This window comes from Streptomyces sp. 142MFCol3.1, from assembly GCF_000424945.1.
Taxonomy (GTDB): Bacteria; Actinomycetota; Actinomycetes; order Streptomycetales; family Streptomycetaceae; genus Streptomyces; species Streptomyces siamensis.
Window position 1 is genome coordinate 169,694 of record NZ_AUKV01000001.1, and the last position, 18,300, is coordinate 187,993.

Consider the following 18,300-nt stretch of genomic DNA (forward strand, 5'->3'; position numbering starts at 1 on the left):
ACGCCTTGGATGCGCGGGCATCTCCGCAGGTCAACGCACCCGTCCGCGCGGCTTCAGCGGCACCGGGGGCAGGTCGGGCGCGGACAGCGGGTCGCCGTCGTATCCCTTGACCTCACCGAAGCGTGAGCCGCCCATCCAGTCCTGCCGAGCCTGCTCGATGTCCGCGTCGGTCCGTCCGATGAAGTTCCACCACATGATCAGCTCTTCCTCGAAGGGCTCCCCGCCCAGGAGCATGAGGGCCGCGTCCGACTCGGCCCGCAGGGGGAGTTCGGTGCGGCCGCAGCCGAGGTAGAGCATCGAGCCGGGGAGCACCGGTACGCCGTCGACGTGCGCCTCGCCGGACATGGAGAGCACGGCGTACTCGAAGTCGGGCTCCAGGGGCAGCCGTACGTCGGCGCCCTGCGCGAGGGCCAGGTCGGCACCGACGATCGGCGTGTACGTCGTGCCGGGCGAGGTCGCGCCGTCGACCGACCCCAGGATGAGCGTGGCGTCGAGGCCGGGTGCCGTGACGACCGGCAGTTCGGCGTGGTGCTCGAACCGCGGTTCGGTGTGGCGGTGACTGTCGGGGAGGGCCACCCAGAGCTGCGCGCCGTGCAGGAAGCGGGCGTGCGACCTGGGGCTCTCCTCGGAGTGGCTGATGGCCCGTCCCGAGGTCATCAGACCGAGTTCGCGCGGGCGGATGGTCTGCAGGCTGCCCGTGGAGTCACGGTGCAGCACCTCGCCCTCGTGCAGCCAGCTGACGGTCTGCAGGCCCATGTGCGGGTGCGGCGGGACCTGCATGCCGGGCTCGTCCGCGATGTCGTCGGGCCCGTAGTGATCGACGAAGCACCACGCGCCGACCATGCGACGGCCCAGGTTGGGGAGCAGTCGGCGGACTTCGGTGGACTCGCCGAGCTTGACCCGGCGGGGACTGAGGAGTTCGCGCACCGGCTCGGCCACCACGAACCCGCGGCCACCGCAGAGGGCCGGAACCGCCTCGCGATCAAGATTGCTCATGGGGCACAACCTAGCCCTGTCGAGGACCTTGCGTCAGGCCGTCGGACCGCCGTACGGGGGGCTTGGCCGAGAGACGGCAGGGGTCCTAGGTCCTCGGTCGCAGGCGCGTAGGCCATAGGGTGGACCCTGGAAAAAATAGTAGCCATGTACATAGTAGCTATGTACGGTAACTGCCATGAGTTCGGTACCCGACAAGGCGACGCCCGGCTTCCTCGTCTGGCGTCTGTCGATGAAATGGCGTGTGGCGGTCGACCGTGCGGTCGCCCCGCTCGGCCTGACCCACGCGCAGTACTCGCTGATGGCGTCGCTGTACGGCATGCAGCGGGACGGGGTGCGCCCCAGTCAGCGCCGGCTCGCCGATCACACCGGGCTCGAACCGCTCTACGTCTCGAAGCTGGCCCGCGCCCTGGAGGCGGCCGGGTTCGTCGACCGCGTACGGGACCCGGCGGACCCGCGGGCGGTCCAGCTGTCCCTGACCGAGGACGGGCGCACGATCGCCCGTCGCGCCGTCAGGGTCGTCCAGGGCCTCCTGGACCAGCTCCTCGAACCCCTCGGCGGGCTCGACGGTGAACGCACGCGGGCGTTCAGCGCCGAGCTGGCCACCCTGCTCGACGTACCTCTCGATCCGCACGCCCAGCCCGGCGCACGGGGGGCTGCCGCACGGGGGGCCGCCGCACGGCGAGCGCCCGGCGCGCGCGGGGAGTCCGGCCCGCAGGAAGAGCCCGCCGCGTCCGATCCATCCGATCCGCATTCCGAGAAGGAGTCGAAATGACCACCACCACTCCCCCGGTCAACGGCCAGGTCATCGGCCTCGCCCACTACGCGAGCCGCGCCGCCCTGGAGAAGGTCCTGGCCCGCACCGGCACCACCTTCCACCAGTCCGTCGCCCTCCGCGCGGTCTCCGACAACGGCGGGACCGTCGAGCGCGACCGGCTCGTGGGCCGCCTGACCGGAGCCTTGAAGATCGACGAGTCGCAGGCCCACGGGACCGTCGAGGAACTGACGGCACGGAAGCTGCTGGACGAGCCGGCGGCGGGCCACGTGTCGCTCACGGACAGCGGCAGGGAACTGTTCGAAGCGGTCCGCACCGGGGGCAACGCGATCGCGGCCCGGCTCTACGCCGGCATTCCGGCCGAGGACCTCGCGACGGCCGGTCGCGTGCTGGCACTGATCACGGAGCGGGCCGATGCCGAGCTTGCCGACGGGAAGTCGATCGATGCCGAGGCGGTCGGGGCGTAGAGGTCGGCACCCTCAGCACGGTTGTGGAATATTCAACCAAACACCTCGGTTGTGGACCGTCGAAGGAGGTCAGCAGTGGAAACGACGTACTACGACCACGGAACGGCCGCGGAGCGCTGGGAGCGGGCGCGGATGTTCTTCGAGGCCAGGGACTACGCAGCCGCGGCGCGGATTCTGGGCGGGCTGGTCGAGGAGGTGCCGGAGCAGGTCGGACCCCGGCTGCTGCTGGCGCGCTCCTACTACCACTCGGCCCAGCTGCGCCGCGCGGAGACGGAGCTGCGCACGCTCGTGGAGCTCGACCCGGTCGAGCACTACGCCCGGCTGATGCTGGGACGCACGCTCCAGCGCCAGGGGCGGCACGAGGAGGCGGAGTCGCACATGCGCATCGCCTCCGCGCTCGCGGGGGACTTCGAGCAGGTGTGACCGCTTGTCCGGCGGGGCCGCTCGAAAGGTCCGTCGCAGACGCAGGGGCCGGCCACTCGAGGTGGCCGGCCCCTTGTGTGTCGCCGCTCGCCACACTCAGCTGATCCCGCTATCCGGCGGCGGGCGTGCGCCTCCCCCTGCGATGGGCGATCTCGCCGAGGAGGACGTCCACGGCGACGAACACGGCGAGCGGGATGCCGAGCAGCGGGACGAAGTAGCCGACGACGGTGACCGCCACCAGAGCAGTGACCAGAATCTGCGGCGGGACCTGCTGCCACGCGCCACGCGGAATGGGCCGCCCGAACGCCGACGCCCGGCCGCGCAGCCACCACATGCGGTATCCCCACACGATGAGCAGCACCAGCGAGAGCGCGAGGGCCATCAGCGCGATCTCGTTGACGAGGCCGAACAGCGTGCCGGTGTGCGCGTCGATGCCCCAGCGGGTCAACTTGGCCAGCAGCGGGTAGTCGGCGAACCGGAGTTCGTCGGTGACCTCGCCGGTCGCCGGGTCCACGGCCACCGAGTCCTGCTTCTCGGGCCAGCTGCGCTGGATCTGCTTCACGACGTACGCCGAGGAGGCGTCGGCGGGCGCGACGATCTCGACGGGGTCGCCGAGCCCCTCGGCCCGTGCCGCCGCGAGGACGGCGTCGAGGTCTTGCACGGCGGCCTCGCCGGACTTCGCACCGCTGTGCGCCGCGTGGTCGCCGCCGGTCGCGGCCGAGACGGAGGGCGTGGCCTGGCCGAGGGAGGTCCTCAGCTCGTCGATGTTCGCGCCGGCGTACGCCGACCATGTCAGCCCCGTCGCGGAGAGGAGGACGAAGCCGGTGGCCGCCCAGACGCCGAGCGTGCCGTGCAGCCCGAGGGTGCGGCGCCGTCCGGTGGTGCCGCGCACCTTGCGCCGCTCCCTTCGACGGCCGAACCACAGCACCAGGCCGCCGCCCGCGATCACCCACAGCCAGCTCGCGGCGAGTTCGCTGTAGAGCCGGCCGTTCTCACCGAGGTGCAGGTCCCGGTGAAGCCCGTCGATCCAGGTGCGCAGCGGGAGCGCGCCCGTTGAGCCGTACTGCTCCAGGGCTCCGCGCACCTTCCCCGTGTACGGGTCGACGAACACGGCGAGGGTGTGGTCGGCGTCGACACCCGGGACGCCGGTGAGCAGCACCCGGGTCGTCGCGTCCGCCTCCGGGGAGGGCCGCACGGCCGAGACCGTGCCCTCGGGGTGAGCCTTGCGGGCCGCGGTCACCTGCTCGGACAACGGCAGTTCGCGGTCGCCTGCCGGCACGGTCAGTTCGTGCGCGTACACGATCTTCTCCGCCTGGAACGAGGCGGCGTAGAGGAATCCCGTCGCGGCGGCCACCAGCAGGAACGGGGCGACCAGTACGCCTGCGTAGAAGTGCAGACGCAGGACCAGGGGGCGCAGCGTGGCCCGGATGCTTCGTGACGGGGTCGGTGTGTCGGGCGTGGGGTCGTCCGTCGTGGTCGAGGGCGCGGTGGACACAGGCAGGGGTCTCCGGTCGGGCAGGGGACGGAAAGGGGCCACCGGACGGGGATTGGGCTCCCGTTCGGGGTTGCGGTCCAGTAGTCGCGGGGCGGTCGCATCGAGTTCCCCAGGCTTCGTGTGGCGTGGGTCACAGGAGGGGGAGGGTGGGTGCGGGAGAAAGCTCCGGGACTCGCCCGGCTCCGCCTCGCTCGGTGCCGTCCGTCTTGGCATCCTGGCGCGATGGCATCCGAACGTGACTCCAGCATGTCCCGCCCTCTGAGCGACCTGGTCGAGGAACTCCTCGACCACGAAGGGCCGTTGCCGATCGTCGCGGCCGGCGACCCGGTGCTGCGGCAGCCGGCCGAACGCTTCGACGGGCAGCTGGACGCCGGTCTGCTGGCCCGTTTCGTCGCCGCGCTGCGCGCGACGATGCATGCGGCGCCCGGCGTGGGGCTCGCGGCGCCCCAGGTCGGCGTGCCGCTGCGGCTCGCCGTGATCGAGGACCCGGCTCCGGTGTCCGAGGAGGTGCGGCTCGCACGGGGGCGGGTACCGCAGCCGTTCCGGGTGCTCGTGAACCCGTCGTACGAGGGGGCCGGAGCGGAGCGGGCCGCGTTCTTCGAGGGCTGCCTGAGTGTGCCGGGCTGGCAGGCCGTCGTGGAGCGGCATGCTCAGGTGCGGCTGCGGGCGCTGGACGAGCGGGGCCGTGAGGTCGACGAGGTGTTCAGCGGCTGGCCCGCACGCATCGTCCAGCACGAGACGGATCACCTCGACGGGACGCTGTACCTGGACCGCGCCGAGTTGCGGTCCCTGTCGTCGAACCAGGCGATGGCGGAACTCTGGAGCCAGCCGACGCCGGAACGGGCCGCGGCGGTCCTGGGTTTTCCGCTGCCCGGGTGAGGGCGCCGAGCCGAGCTGCGCGGCGGGCGTGTCGGTGGGTGTGAGGGCGCTCCGGCCGTTTCGCCGTCCGTCCGGTGGGGGTCGGGTCCGTGCCGGTGATCCGCCCGTTGCAGCCGTCGAGTGGTCCGGTGGGTCAGTGCGGTGGGTTCGTGTCGCCGTCCGCAACGGGCATGTGATTCACCGTCACGGCCCCTTCCGTGAGAGGGGGGTGCGGGTACGTCCGTCGCGGGTTTTCGCAGGCCGCTGAGGGTAGGGTTCCCCTTTCAGCCCGTCCGGCGGCAGTTCCCGGCCCGTCGTCCGGCCCTTCCTCAGCCAGCCCGGCGGCAGTTCCCGGCCCGTCCGGCGATTGAGGACGAGGCCGTCCGGGCCGATCCCACCGGTACCGGGCGGCCTACGGGATCCGGCACTCCTGCCGGCCGACACCGCAGCCGCTCGCGAAGCGAAAACCGGTGGCGGTCCGCAACCCGCGCTCGTTAGCCTGGGCCCATGTCTACGCCCCGGCTCTCTTAGCTCAAGGACCCGCTTCCACGCCACACGTGTGTCCTTCTGCCGATTGATTCCCGGAGCGAATTCCCATGATCACCGTTCGCGGTGTCGACGTGCGCGCAGGCGCCCGTCTGCTGCTGTCCGACATCTCCTTCCACGTCTCCCCCGGCGACCGCGTCGGCCTGGTCGGCCGTAACGGCGCGGGCAAGACCACCCTTCTGAACACCCTTGCGGGGCAGGCGCGGCCCGCCGCCGGGTCCGTCTCCCGGACGGGGGCGCTCGGCTACCTGCCCCAGGATCCGCGCGCCGCCGACCCCGCGGTCACCGTCACCGACCGCATCCTGTCGGCGCGGGGTCTGGACGAGGCCGTACGCGCGCTCCGTGCGGCCGAGGCCGCGATGGCCGACGGGTCGGAGCGCGCGATGAACGCGTACGCGCGCGCCGAGGCCGAGTTCCAGGCGCGCGGAGGGTACGCGGCGGAGGCCGAGGCGGCGCGGGTGGCCGCGGGGCTCGGCCTCCCCGACCGGGTCCTGGACCAGCCGGTCGGCGCCCTGTCCGGCGGACAGCGACGCCGCGTCGAGCTGGCGCGCATCCTGTTCGCGGACCACGGCACGCTGCTGCTCGACGAGCCGACGAACCACCTGGACGCCGACTCGATCGCCTGGCTGCGCGGTTTCCTGACGAACCATCGGGCCGGACTGGTGCTCATCAGCCACGACACCTCGCTGCTGGCCGACGTGGTCAACCGCGTCTTCCACCTGGACCCGCACCACGCCACGCTCCACGTCCACAACACCGGCTGGCACGCCTACCTCGCGCAGCGCGAGGCGGACGAGCGCCGCCGTGCCCGGGAGCGGGCGAACGCCGAACGGAAGGCGGCGGCGCTGCACGCGCAGGCCGACAGGATGCGCGCCTATGTGTCGACGGCGGTCGCCGCGAAGAACATGGCCCGCCGCGCCGACCGGATGCTCGCCGGCCTGGAACCGGTGACCAGGGCGGAGAAGGTGGCCAGGATCCGGCTGCCCGAGCCCGCCCCCTGCGGGCGGATGCCGCTCGGCGCGGTCGCGCTGTCCAAGTCGTACGGCGATCACCACGTCCTGAGCGGGGTGGACCTGGCCGTCGACCGGGGCAGCCGACTGGTGGTCCTCGGCCTCAACGGCTCGGGCAAGACCACGCTGCTGCGGCTCCTCGCCGGGCAGGACCGCCCGGACAGCGGGCGCGTGGTGCCCGGCCACGGGCTGCGCCTGGGCTACTTCGCCCAGGAGCACGACACGCTGGACCCCGCCGACACCGTCCGGGGCCATCTGGCCGCGGCGGCGCCGCATCTCACCGACGGCGAGGTGCGGCGGGTGCTCGGCTCGTTCCTGTTCACGGGCGACGAGGCCGACAAGCGCGTCGGCGTCCTGTCCGGGGGCGAGAAGACCCGCCTCGCCCTGGCGGGTCTCGTGCACTCCGGCGCCAACGTGCTGCTCCTGGACGAGCCCACCAACAACCTCGACCCGGCCTCCCGTGCCGAGGTGCTGGGCGCGGTGGGCACGTACCCGGGCGCGATCGTCATGGTCACCCACGACGAGGGTGCCATCGAGGCCCTGCGTCCCGACCGGGTGCTGCTGCTCCCGGACGCGGACGAGGACCTGTGGAGCGAGGAGTACCTGGAGTTGGTGTCCCTGGCCTGACGCGCTAGTCCCGGTACGCCTCCAGGAGGCGCAGCCACACCTCGCTGACCGTCGGGTAGGACGGGACCGCGTGCCAGAGGCGGCTGATCGGCACCTGCCCGGCGACGGCGATGGTCGCCGAGTGGATCAGTTCGCCGACTCCGGGGCCGACGAAGGTGACGCCGAGGAGGATCTCGCGGTTGATGTCGACGACCATGCGGGCCTTGCCGCGGTAGCCGTCCGCGTACAGGCCCGCGCCCGCCACGGACGCCATGTCGACGTCCACGGCGCGCACACGGTGGCCGGCCCGCTCCGCCTCGGCCAGGGAGAGCCCGACGGCCGCGGCCTCCGGGTCGGTGAAGACGACCTGCGGCACGGCCGAGTGGTCCGCTGTCGCGGCGTGCGCGCCCCAGGGGTCGGACTCCAGCAGGGGCACCCCGGCGGCGCGGGCGGCGATGGCGGCCCCCGCGATCCGGGCCTGGTACTTGCCCTGGTGGGTCAGGAGTGCGCGGTGGTTGGCGTCGCCGACCGCGTACAGCCAGTCGCTGCCGGTCACCCGCAGGCTGTCGTCGACCTCCAGCCATGAGCCCGGTTCCAGGCCGAGCGTGTCGAGGCCCATGTCGTCGGTGCGGGGCGCGCGGCCCGTGGCGAAGAGGATCTCGTCGGCCTCGATGCGGTCGCCGGCGTCGGTCACGGCTACCACCGTGGAGCCCTCGCGCGTCACCGATGCCACCGACGTACCGGTGCGCACGTCGACGCCCGCCTCGGTGAGCGCCTCGGCGACCAGTTCGCCGGCGAAGCTCTCCATGCGCGGCAGCAGGCCCTTGCCGCGCACCAGGAGGGTGACCTGCGAGCCGAGGGCCTGCCAGGCGGTGGCCATCTCGGTGGCTACGACGCCTCCTCCCACCACGACGAGCCGTCCGGGCACGGCCTGCGCGCTGGTGGCCTCGCGGCTGGTCCACGGCTTGACCTGGTCGAGTCCCGGCAGGTCGGGCAGGAGTGCGCGGCTTCCGGTGCAGACGGCGACGGCGTGCCGGGCGGTGAGCACCCGGGTCCCGTCCGCCCCCTCCACCGTCACCGTGCGCGGTCCGGCGAGCCGGCCGTGGCCGCGGTACAGGTCCGCTCCGATGCCGTCCAGCCAGGCGACCTGGCCGTCGTCCTTCCAGTGGGACGTGTAGTAGTCGCGGTGCGCGAGTACCGCGGGGGCGTCGAGAGGGCCCTGCACGGCCTGGCGCAGGCCGGGCACGCGGCGGGCGTCGGCGCGGGCGATCACCGGGCGCAGCAGGGCCTTGCTGGGCATGCACGCCCAGTACGAGCATTCGCCGCCGACGAGTTCGCTCTCCACGACCGCGGTGGACAGACCGGCCGCGCGGGTGCGGTCGGCGACGTTCTCCCCCACGGGTCCGGCACCGAGCACCACTACGTCATAGGCGATGGATTCCGTTTCCGTCATGGGGGCCAGTCTGGTCGGTGGTGTGCGCGGTTTCCACATGGGTACGTGCGCGGAATACGTCCCTGGAAGGCGGCGTTGTGCAAACCGGTATGACCCGGACCCGAGGAAGAAGGAAACGCGCATGAGCAGCACCGTGGAGCTCACCAAGGAGAACTTCGACCAGACGGTCGCGGACAACGAGTTCGTCCTGATCGACTTCTGGGCGTCCTGGTGCGGGCCGTGCCGTCAGTTCGCCCCCGTCTACGAGAAGGCCGCTCAGGCCAACCCGGACCTGGTGTTCGCCAAGGTGGACACCGAGGCCCAGCCGGAGCTCGCCGCCGCCTTCGACATCCAGTCGATCCCGACGCTGATGATCGTGCGGGACCAGGTGGCGATCTTCGCCCAGCCCGGGGCGCTGCCCGAGGCCGCCCTGGACGACGTCATCGGGCAGGCCAGGAAGCTGGACATGGACGAGGTCCGCAAGTCCATCGCGGAGCAGCAGGCCCAGCAGAACGGCCAGTGAGCGGACGACGGGCCGGCGGTCCCTCGGGACCGCCGGCCCGTCGTGCGCACGTCCTCAGAACGGATACGCGGCCACGTCGCCCCGCACCGTCGTCCAGCGCACGTCGGTGAAGGCGTCCAGGTTGGCCTCGCCGCCGAAGCGGGCCCCGGTGCCGGAGGCGGCGATGCCGCCGAAGGGTGCGACGGCCTCGTCGTTGACGGTCTGGTCGTTGATGTGGGCGATGCCGGTCGGGATGCGCTCGGCGAGGTCGAGGCCGCGCGCGGTGTCCCGGGTGACGATGCCCAGTGAGAGGCCGTAGGGTCCCGCGGAGGCGAGGGCCGCGGCCTCTTCGGGTGTGCTGAAGGGGCGAACGGGGGCGACCGGGCCGAAGACCTCCTCCGTGTACGCGGGAGTCGTGTCGTCGACCCCGGCGATCACCGTCGGCCGGTAGAAGAGCCGCTCGTGCGAGCCGCCGGCCGCGAGCTTCGCCCCGTGGGCCGTGCTCGACTCCACCAGCCCCTGGATCTTGTCGAGTTGGGCGCGGTCGATGATCGGTCCCAGGTGCACCTGCTCGCGGTAGGGGTCGCCGACGGCGAGGGAGTCGGCCTTGGCGGCGAGCCGCTCGACGTACTCCTCGTAGAGCGAGGCGTGCACCAGATGGCGGCCCGTCGTCATGCAGATCTGCCCCTGGTGGAAGAACGAGCCCCAGGCGGCCGTGGAGATGACCGCGTCGATGTCGGCGTCCTCCAGCACGATCAAAGCCGAGTTGCCGCCCAGTTCGAGGTGCGCCCGCTTGAGGTGACGGCCCGCGGCCTCACCGACCGCGCGTCCGGCCGCGGTCGATCCGGTGAAGGAGATCACCGGCACGTGCGGGTCGGCGACGAGGGCCTGTCCGGCCTCGGGGCCGCCCGGCAGGACCTGCAGCAACCCGTCGGGCAGGCCCGCCTCGGCGAAGACGGCGGCGAGTGCCAGGCCGCCGCAGACCGCGGTGCGCGGGTCGGGCTTGAGCACGACGCCGTTGCCGAGGGCGAGCGCGGGGGCCACCGAGCGGATCGACAGGATGAGCGGGGCGTTGAAGGGGGCGATGACGCCGACGACGCCGACGGGCACGCGCCGCGTGTACGACAGGCGGGGGGCCTCCGACGGCAGGATCTGGCCGACCGGGCGCGAGGCGAGCCCGGCGGCCTCGTAGCACTCCTGGGCGGCGACGTGCAGTTCGAAGTCGGCCTTGCCGGGGATGGAACCGGACTCGCGGACGATCCAGTCGCGCAGTTCGTCGGCGTGCGCGGCGAAGAGGTCCCCCGCCCTGCGCAGCACGGCGGCGCGCGCGAAGTGCGGGAGTCGGGCCCACTCCGGCTGGGCGGCGCCGGCCGTGCGGGCCGCCGTGGCGACGTCCTCGGCGGTGGCGAGGGTGACGGCACCGAGCGAGTCGCCGGTGGCGGGTTCGGTGACGGTGTGCCCGCCGCCCGACAGGGGACGGGACTGCCAGTTCGTGGGGTCGAGCAACGGCATGACGGCTCTCTCCGATCGTTGTCTGGTCACCAGTGGGGCCGAGGGGCTCACACGGTGAGCGGAAGTCCCGTGTAGTTGGCCGCCAGTTCGGCCGCCGCGGATCGGGATGCCATGACCCGGCGCAGCCGTGCCAGTTGCACCTGGTGGTCGAAGGCGTCCCCGTCCGGTTGTGCGTGCAGCATCCTGGTCATGTCGTACGAGAAGCGGGTGGCCTGCCACACCCGTTCGAGGCACAAGTCCGAGTAGGCGTCCAGGAGTTCGGGTGACCCGGTGCGGTAGAGCTCGGCGAGGCCGCGGGCGAGGACCCGTACGTCGGACACCGCGAGGTTGAGTCCCTTGGCGCCGGTCGGGGGCACGATGTGGGCGGCGTCGCCCGCCAGGAACAGCCGTCCGTACCGCATCGGTTCGTGGACGAGGCTGCGCATCGGGGTCACCCCTTTGGCGGTGATCGGGCCGCGTTCCAGCCGCCAGTCGGCGTCGATCGCGAAGCGCGCGGCGAGTTCGTCCCAGATGCGGTCGTCGGGCCAGTCGTCGCCGACGGTGTTGTTCGGGACCTGGAGGTACAGCCGTGACACCGACGGCGAGCGCATGCTGTGCAGCGCGAAACCGCCCGGCCCGCGCGCGTAGACGAGTTCCTCGCAGGAGGGCGGCACCTCGGCCAGGACGCCGAGCCAGGAGTAGGGGTAGTCGTGGGCGTATGTGCGGCTCACCTCCGCGGGGAAGGCGTCACGGGCGATGCCGTGGGAGCCGTCGCAGCCCACCACGTAGTCGCAGGTCAGGGTGCGCTCGCGGCCCTCGTGCACGAACCGTACGACGGGCGCCTCGCTCTCCGCCTTCTCGACGGCCAGCGCCCGCGCCCCGAACAGCAGCGGTGGCCCGTCGGCGAGTTGGAGGGCGACGAGGTCCTTCACGATCTCCGTCTGGGCGTAGATCGTGACCGTACGGCCGCCCGTGAGCGAGGGGAAGTCGATGCGGTGGCGCTCGCGCTCGAAGCGCAGCTCGATCCCGTGGTGGACCAGGCCCTCGGCGCCGAGGCGCGTACCGGCTCCGCTCTCGCGCAGCGCGTCGACCGTGCCCTGCTCCAGCATCCCGGCGCGCTGGCGCCGCTCGACGTAGGACCGTGTCCTGCTCTCCAGGACGACGCAGTCGATCCCCGTCCGGTGCAGCAGCCGGGCCAGCATCAGGCCTGCCGGCCCGCCGCCGATGATGCCGACCGTGGTCCGCATGTCGAGCCTCCGGAGTCCGGTGTCCGCGGGGAACAGCCCCCAGCCTCACACAGACCCGGGTGCGGGCCCAGCCTCTCAGCTCGAATCGCGATGCACGACCCGCGCGCCGAGGACCTCGTGCGTCTCTGGCGCGGCACCGGGCCGGCGGACGGCGCGGTCGACCAGTTCGGCGAGGTCGCGGCCGGACGGCAACTCGATGTGGACGGTGCTCAGGCGGGGCCGCAGCAGCCGACCGAGCATCAGGTCGTCGGCGCCGATGACGGCCGTCTCGTCCGGGATGCCGACACCCTCGTCCTGCAGGGCGCGCATCAGCAGCATGGCGTACTCGTCGTTGTAGGCGAACACACCGTCCAGGGCCAGGGTGCGCCAGCGCGCCGCGAGCCGGGCCGCGTCCTCCTCCGCGTACGCGAGCGGCAGTTCGGTGACGGACGCCTCGCTGCCGCGCAGGGCACGGCGGACACCTTCGAGGCGGGGCCGGGAGAAGATCTCCAGTCCGGATTCGCCGGGCATCACTACGCCGATCCGGCGACGGCCGCGGGCCAGCAGGTGGGCGCCCGCGCTGTGGCCGACGCGGTCGTGGTCCATGAGCAGTGCGTGGGCGCCCTCGACGCGTTCGGGCCCCAGGGTGACCACGGCTCGGGCACCGGCCCGTTTGAGGACGGCGAGGCCCTCCGGGCCGAGGCCGCTGCCGGGCACCAGGACGGCGACCGGGCGGAGCTCCGCCCAGGCGCGGGCCGCCTCGTCGCCGTGCAGGCCGAGACCGCCGTACTGCACGACGGTGTAGTCGAGGCGGCTCAGCGCCCATTGGAGTTCGTTGAAGAACTGGCTGTAGAGGGGGCCCACCGGGACGGTCGGGGCGGGCATGAGGACCATGCGGCTGTGTCCGGCGCGCAGGCTGCGGGCGGCGGCGTGCGGGACGTACCCGAGTTCCTTGGCGGCCTCGTGGACGCGGCGGCGGGTGGGTTCGCTGATCCGGACGGCGCTGGTGTTGTTCAGGACGTACGAGACGGTCGCGCGGGACACTCCCGCCAGACGGGCCACATCGGCGCTCGTCGGCACGGGGCGCTGGGCGGGGGACGACGGGGCGGACTGCTTCGGTATCTGCACCATGACGTACGGCATCCTTGCAGAACCCCGGCGAGCCGCTCCGTGCCGGGGGTCCAAGGGCCGACGACGTGCGGAACTCCATTTGGGCCAACGGAAGTTGCCCTTCTCGTACCGGTCGGAGCGTCCGGAGGTTACCGTTCGGTAGACAGATTGCTTCGGAGGTGTCCCGGATGGTTCCCGACCGTGCCGCAGGTCTGGCCGAATGTGCGCGTGCCCTCGCCGACGGCGAGGTGAGCGCGCGGGAGTTGACGGAACGTGCGCTGGCACGGATCGAGGCGACGCAGCCGACCCTGAACGCGTTCCGTGTGGTGCGCGCCGAGGCCGCCCTCGCCGAGGCGGACGCCGCGGACGCGGAGTTGGCGGCCGGGGTGCGGCGGCCCCTGCTCGGGGTGCCGGTGGCGGTCAAGGACGACATGGACGTGGCGGGCGAGCCGACCGCGTTCGGCTGCCCGGGCGACTTCCCGCCGAAGGACCGGGACGGCGAGGCGGTCCGCCGGCTGCGGGCGGCCGGAGCCGTCGTCGTCGGCAAGACCAACACGTGCGAGCTCGGCCAGTGGCCCTTCACCGAAGGGCCCGCCTTCGGTGCCACCCGCAATCCCTGGCACCACGACCACACCCCGGGCGGCTCGTCCGGGGGTTCGGCGGCCGCCGTGGCGGCGGGTCTGGTTCCCGCCGCGCTGGGCTCGGACGGTGCGGGCTCGGTGCGCATCCCTGCCTCCTGGACGCACCTGGTCGGCATCAAGCCGCAGCGCGGCCGGATCTCCACCTGGCCGCGTCCGGAGTCGTTCCAGGGGATCACGGTCAACGGCACGCTGGCCCGCACGGTCGCCGACGCGGCCCTCCTCCTGGACGCGGCGAGCGGCAACCACGACGGCGATCTGCACCGCCCGCCCGCGCTGCGCGTCCAGGACGCGGTGGGGCGCGACCCCGGACGGCTGCGCATCGCGCTGTCGCTGAAGCCGCCGTTCACGGCGCTGCCCGCCCGTCTCGACCCCGCCGTACGCGCGCGTGTCGTCGCCCTGGCGGAACGACTCGCGGAACTCGGGCACGTGGTGGAGGAGGCGGAGCCGCGCTACGGGCGGATCGGCCTCACCTTCATCCCGCGTGCCACGGCGGGACTCGCCGAACACGTGCGCGAGGTCCCGCGGCAGGATCTGCTCGACCGGCGCACCCTCGACGCCGCCCGGCTGGGCAGGCTGCTCGGCGGCGCGCCCCTGCGGGCCGCCCGGAAGGCGGAGACCGCCCTGCACCGGCGGGTCGGCGCGCTCTTCGACACATACGACGTGCTGCTCGCGCCGACGACCGCCGCTCCCCCGCCGCGGATCGGTTCGATGGTGAACCTCAACGGCCTGGGCACCGACCGGGCCATGATCGCGGCCTGCCCCTACGCCTGGCCGTGGAACATCCTCGGTTGGCCCGGCGTCAACGTGCCCGCGGGCTTCGTCGGTGACGGACTGCCCGTGGGCGCGCAGTTGCTCGGCCCCGCGAACAGCGAACTCCTGCTGGTGTCGCTGGCCGCGCAGCTGGAGGCGGACGGGCGCTGGCACGAGCGGTGGCCGCCGCACCGGACTCCCGCGGACTCCGCCGACTCACCGGCGGCGTGAGCGAGTTCCGGCCTTACCCTGTGACCATGGGCGACGCGTCGATGGTCGGTTTGATGGGGCGGGTGACCGGCACGGTCGGGCCCGGGCTCGTCGGCGAGGTGATCGTGCGGGTGCGTGGCGGTGCCGAGCACTTCCTCGCGTACCCGGCCACGCCGAAGGAACGCATCGAGCGGGGCACGGTCGTGATGGTGGTGGAGTACCTGCCGCCGCGCACGGTGTACGTGTCGGCCGCGTACGACGACTGACGCCGGCGCCGACACCGACTGGAGTGCGCCGCAGGGAAGTTCGGCGTGCGACGCGCTCCACTGCACGGCGTCAGTCGGCACCGCGCACCGCAGGGCTTGAGCCGGTGTCCGCGCCCTCCGCCGTGCGTTGTGAACCGCTGACCGTGCCCCGCACCTCGCGGGGACCAACCGGTGAACGCGCCCCCACCTCGCAGGGCCTGAGCCGGTGACCACGCCCTCCGCCTCCCGGCGTGCACCGATCGGCGCGCCGCGACGACGCGGCCGTCGGCGGGTTCTCCGCGCACCGTCGTCAACAGCTCGTATGTGAGGCCTTCGTCCCAGGTGAGAGCCGTATGCGTCAAGATTGCGACAAGGATCTGCCAGCGTCTGTACCCCGGCCTTGCGCAGGAGCACACTCCCGTTCGTTCGGTGCCGATAGGGCACCATGCAAAGGGGGCGTATGCCGATGGTTGTCGGCGTCGTGGCGGGGGCGGTTGTCCTCGCGCTGATCTTCATCGTTGTGGTCTTCAAGCTCATGTGGCGCGTCGCGGAGCCCAACGAAGCACTCATCATCTCCGGTTCGAAGCATCGGACCGAAGGCCTTGAAGAAGGCATGGGGTTCCGCATCGTGACGGGGCGCGGCACGCTGGTGCTGCCGGGCGTGCAGGCGGTGCGCAAGATCTCGCTCGACCTCAACGAGACAGAGCTGCACGTGGACTGCGTGACCACCCAGGGCATTCCGCTGAAGGTGCGGGGCGTGGTCATCTTCAAGGTGGGCGACGACTTCGTGTCGATCGCCAACGCGGGCCGCCGCTTCCTCGACCAGCAAAAAATGATGTCGGAGCGGGTGCACAACGTGTTCGCCGGTCATCTGCGGTCCATCGTCGGCGGGTTGACCGTCGAGGACATGATCCGCGACCGGGAGAAGCTGACCGGTCAGACCCGTGCCGCGTGCGGTACGGAGATGGAGAAGCTCGGCCTGATCGTCGACTCGCTGCAGATCCATGAGATCGAGGACCCGACCGGGTACATCAAGAACCTCGCCATGCCGCACGCCGCCGCCGTCCAGCGCGACGCGCGTATCGCGCAGGCCGAGGCGAATCGTCTCGCCACGGAGGCCGAACAGCAGGCCGCGGCACGGATGTCGGAGGCGACCCGGGACAGCGAGATCCTCCAGGCCGGCTACCAGGCCGAGCGGGACAAGGCCGCCGCCAAGGCCCAGCAGGCCGGACCGCTCGCCTTCGCGGCCGCCCAGCAGGACGTCGTCGTCCAGGAGACCAGGGTCGCCGAACTCGAGGCGCACCGCCGCGAACAGCAGCTCCAGGCGGACGTCCGCAAGCCCGCGGACGCGAAGGCGTACGAGATCCGTGCCCGCGCCGAGGCCGACCGCGACGCGCGCATCTCGTCGGCCCAGGCCAAGGCGAAGGAGACCGAACTGGCCGCCGCGGCCGAGGCGAACCGGGTCAAGACAGCCGCCAACGCGGAGGCCGAGGCGACGAAGGCCCGGGGTGCGGCCGCCGCGACCGCGACGCGCGCCACCGGTGAGGCGGAGGCGGCCGCCGCTCAGGCCAAGGGTCTGGCCGAGGCGGAGGCGACGCGCGCGCGGGGTCTGGCGGAGGCCGAGGCCATCAAGGCGCGGGCCGCCGCCCTGGCCGAGAACCAGGAGGCGGTGGTCGCCCAGCAACTCGCCGAGAACTGGCCGGAGATCGTCCAGGCGGGCGCGAGCGCGTTCGGCAACGTCGACCACATGGTCCTGCTCAACGGGGCCGACGGCATGTCGGACATGTTCGCCAAGGCGCTCACCATGGGCGGCACCGGGCTTGGTCTGGCCCGGCAGCTGCTCGCTTCGATGAACCAGAACGGCACCACGCCGAACGGCACGGCCGCCGGGCTCAACGGCTTCACGCCGCCGCGCACGGAGAAGGTGGCCGTGGAGAACGACGAGGGGTGAGGCGCTGAGACTTCGGGCGTACGGGAGTTGGCTCTCGTACGCCCGAAGTCGCATGTCCAGGAGGCCTCGCACCGGGGGCCGTCGGCCGGCGTCTGGGCGGCGGAGGTCGGCCCTGCCCGTCGGTGCGCGTCCCGCAGGCTCTAACGTGGCCCGCGTGACTGCCATTACCGACGAAGACGTGCCCGGCCGCCACGGCCTCTCCGCGACCACCGAGGCCGAGCCTCGCGAGGTGGGCCGGGTGCGGACCGAGTACTCCCCCGCGCACGACGGGGACCCCGATCCCGGTGAGATCGTCTGGACGTGGGTGCCCTTCGAGGAGAACGACGGCCGGGGCAAGGACCGTCCGGTGCTCGTCGTCGCCCGCGAGGCCGCCGGCACGTTCCTCGCCGTGCAGCTCTCCAGCAAGCGGCACGACGGCGACCGTGAGTGGGTGCCGATCGGCAGCGGCCCGTGGGACCGGTCCGGGCGCGACTCGTGGGTGGACGTCGACCGGGTGCTGCGGCTGCACGAGGCCGGCATGCGGCGCGAGGCGTGCGCCCTGGACCGGATGCGTTTCAACCTGGTGGTGCACCGCCTGCGGGAGCGCTACGGCTGGCGGTGAGCGGATCGGCTACCTCCGCACGGCCAGCTCTGCGAATGCCCGTTCGAAAGCACCCAGGGTGACCGATCCGCGGGTGCGGTCGAGCACCGCGAACACGACGTGGGTGAAGGCGCCGGCGAACCGGCCGTCGCCGCCCAGCAGGGTGTGGAAAGCGTCCGCCACCTGTGCGGGGTCGTTGCGGAAGACTCCGCAGCCCCACGCTCCGAGCACCAGTCTCCGGTAGCCGTGGGCCACGGCAGTCTCCAGGACCCGCTCGGCGCGCACCGCGAGGGCGCCCGGCAGCTCGGCGGCGCGCTCGGGCGTCCTGCGCAGGACCACGCCGGCGTTGGGCGCCGCGGCGGTCAGGAATCCGGCGTGGTACGGGGCGTCGAGGAGGGCGCCGCGGTCGTCGCGGAAGACCGGCACGGCGGGCGAGTGGATCACCCGGTCCGTGTAGAACGGATCGCGGTGGGCGCGGTGGTGGTCGTAGAACTCGCGGACCCCGGCCAGGCACGTGTACAGCGCGGAGGCCCGGCACAGGGCCTCTTCCTGGGCCTGCGCGCCGTTCAGGTAACCGCCGCCGGGGTTGCGCGCCGAGGCGAAGTTCAGTACGGCGACGGGGTCGTCGCCGGTGAGCCTGCGGGCGGCCTGGAGGCTGCTCTGGCCGGTGACCTCGAAGACCGTCTCCCGTGGAGCGACCGGAGGGATCTCCACCGGCTCCGGACCGTGCATCCTCGTGCCGGCGCGGGCGGCGGCCACGGCCGCGGCGATCGGGACCACTCGCCCGTCGGACGCGCGATAGGCCCCCGCCGCGACGATTTCCTCCGTCCGAAGTGCCGTCGCACGCAGGCGAGCGCTCATGGCGCGACCCCCGTACGTGCCGCGAGCGCCCCCTGCGTGATCTCCCCCGTCGTGCCCATGAACGCATCGTGAGCGATGCTGGTCGTGCGGCGCAACAGAGTTTCGCGGCCCCGCAAACAGTGTTTGGC

16 protein-coding genes and 1 pseudogene are annotated in these 18,300 nt (G+C 72.6%); 10 read left to right on the forward strand and 7 right to left on the reverse strand.

Translation table 11 applies throughout. The annotated features are described in order from the left end of the window. Positions 1-30 precede the first annotated feature (30 nt). On the reverse strand, positions 31-996 hold the full coding sequence (locus H305_RS0100765; protein WP_028798713.1) for a pirin family protein: 966 nt from the start codon (positions 994-996) through the stop codon (positions 31-33). Between the two features lie 175 nt (positions 997-1,171). Here H305_RS0100765 and H305_RS44120 point away from each other — a divergent pair. From H305_RS44120 to H305_RS0100780, 3 genes and pseudogenes are all read left to right on the forward strand, one after another. After that, positions 1,172-1,624, forward strand: a pseudogene (locus H305_RS44120) (MarR family winged helix-turn-helix transcriptional regulator); the annotation flags it as partial. A gap of 140 nt (positions 1,625-1,764) precedes the next feature. Continuing rightward, entirely contained in the window at positions 1,765-2,235 is a 471-nt protein-coding gene (locus H305_RS0100775; protein ID WP_028798714.1) for a MarR family winged helix-turn-helix transcriptional regulator, read from the forward strand. 75 nt (positions 2,236-2,310) lie between these two features. Then, entirely contained in the window at positions 2,311-2,658 is a 348-nt protein-coding gene (locus H305_RS0100780; protein ID WP_028798715.1) for a tetratricopeptide repeat protein, read from the forward strand. Between the two features lie 109 nt (positions 2,659-2,767). Here H305_RS0100780 and H305_RS0100785 read toward each other — a convergent pair whose 3' ends face one another. Next, on the reverse strand, positions 2,768-4,153 hold the full coding sequence (locus H305_RS0100785) for a PepSY-associated TM helix domain-containing protein (protein ID WP_028798716.1): 1,386 nt from the start codon (positions 4,151-4,153) through the stop codon (positions 2,768-2,770). Positions 4,154-4,375: 222 nt separating this feature from the next. Here H305_RS0100785 and H305_RS0100790 point away from each other — a divergent pair, with 222 nt between their 5' ends. Both H305_RS0100790 and H305_RS0100795 read left to right on the forward strand, forming a co-directional pair. Beyond that, positions 4,376-5,032 carry a peptide deformylase gene (locus H305_RS0100790; RefSeq protein ID WP_028798717.1) on the forward strand — a complete coding sequence of 219 codons (657 nt, stop codon included), beginning with the start codon at positions 4,376-4,378 and terminating at the stop codon, positions 5,030-5,032. Positions 5,033-5,607: 575 nt separating this feature from the next. Further along, positions 5,608-7,194 carry an ABC-F family ATP-binding cassette domain-containing protein gene (locus tag H305_RS0100795; RefSeq protein WP_028798718.1) on the forward strand — a complete coding sequence of 529 codons (1,587 nt, stop codon included), beginning with the start codon at positions 5,608-5,610 and terminating at the stop codon, positions 7,192-7,194. Between the two features lie 4 nt (positions 7,195-7,198). On the opposite strand, the gene H305_RS0100800 is transcribed toward H305_RS0100795, so the two are convergent. Next, entirely contained in the window at positions 7,199-8,626 is a 1,428-nt protein-coding gene (locus tag H305_RS0100800) for a dihydrolipoyl dehydrogenase family protein (RefSeq protein WP_028798719.1), read from the reverse strand. A gap of 121 nt (positions 8,627-8,747) precedes the next feature. Here H305_RS0100800 and trxA point away from each other — a divergent pair, with 121 nt between their 5' ends. Next, complete coding sequence (gene trxA, locus H305_RS0100805) at positions 8,748-9,128, forward strand: thioredoxin (RefSeq protein WP_028798720.1); 381 nt, start codon at positions 8,748-8,750, stop codon at positions 9,126-9,128. A 54-nt stretch (positions 9,129-9,182) separates the two neighbouring features. On the opposite strand, the gene H305_RS0100810 is transcribed toward trxA, so the two are convergent. The 3 genes from H305_RS0100810 to H305_RS0100820 form a co-directional block, all read right to left on the reverse strand. Then, positions 9,183-10,619: a benzaldehyde dehydrogenase gene (locus H305_RS0100810; protein ID WP_028798721.1), complete on the reverse strand. Its 1,437-nt coding sequence runs from the start codon at positions 10,617-10,619 to the stop codon at positions 9,183-9,185. A 47-nt stretch (positions 10,620-10,666) separates the two neighbouring features. Further along, positions 10,667-11,845 carry a 4-hydroxybenzoate 3-monooxygenase gene (locus H305_RS0100815; protein WP_028798722.1) on the reverse strand — a complete coding sequence of 393 codons (1,179 nt, stop codon included), beginning with the start codon at positions 11,843-11,845 and terminating at the stop codon, positions 10,667-10,669. A 75-nt stretch (positions 11,846-11,920) separates the two neighbouring features. Beyond that, a complete protein-coding gene (locus H305_RS0100820; RefSeq protein WP_037762078.1) occupies positions 11,921-12,955 on the reverse strand; it encodes a LacI family DNA-binding transcriptional regulator in 1,035 nt (344 codons plus the stop codon). 167 nt (positions 12,956-13,122) lie between these two features. On the opposite strand from H305_RS0100820, the gene H305_RS0100825 reads away from it, so the two are divergent. The 4 genes from H305_RS0100825 (at position 13,123) to H305_RS0100840 (ending at position 17,332) form a co-directional block, all read left to right on the forward strand. Then, positions 13,123-14,556 (forward strand): amidase, encoded by a 1,434-nt coding sequence (locus H305_RS0100825; RefSeq protein WP_028798724.1) that lies wholly within the window; start codon positions 13,123-13,125, stop codon positions 14,554-14,556. Between the two features lie 26 nt (positions 14,557-14,582). Then, a complete protein-coding gene (locus H305_RS0100830) occupies positions 14,583-14,801 on the forward strand; it encodes a hypothetical protein (protein ID WP_199791311.1) in 219 nt (72 codons plus the stop codon). 439 nt (positions 14,802-15,240) lie between these two features. Continuing rightward, on the forward strand, positions 15,241-16,731 hold the full coding sequence (locus tag H305_RS0100835; RefSeq protein WP_028798726.1) for an SPFH domain-containing protein: 1,491 nt from the start codon (positions 15,241-15,243) through the stop codon (positions 16,729-16,731). Between the two features lie 154 nt (positions 16,732-16,885). Beyond that, entirely contained in the window at positions 16,886-17,332 is a 447-nt protein-coding gene (locus H305_RS0100840) for a type II toxin-antitoxin system PemK/MazF family toxin (protein ID WP_028798727.1), read from the forward strand. A 9-nt stretch (positions 17,333-17,341) separates the two neighbouring features. Here H305_RS0100840 and H305_RS0100845 read toward each other — a convergent pair whose 3' ends face one another. Further along, positions 17,342-18,172, reverse strand: a complete 831-nt coding sequence (locus H305_RS0100845; protein ID WP_028798728.1) for a TIGR02452 family protein — start codon at positions 18,170-18,172, stop codon at positions 17,342-17,344. Between the last annotated feature and the right edge of the window lie 128 nt (positions 18,173-18,300).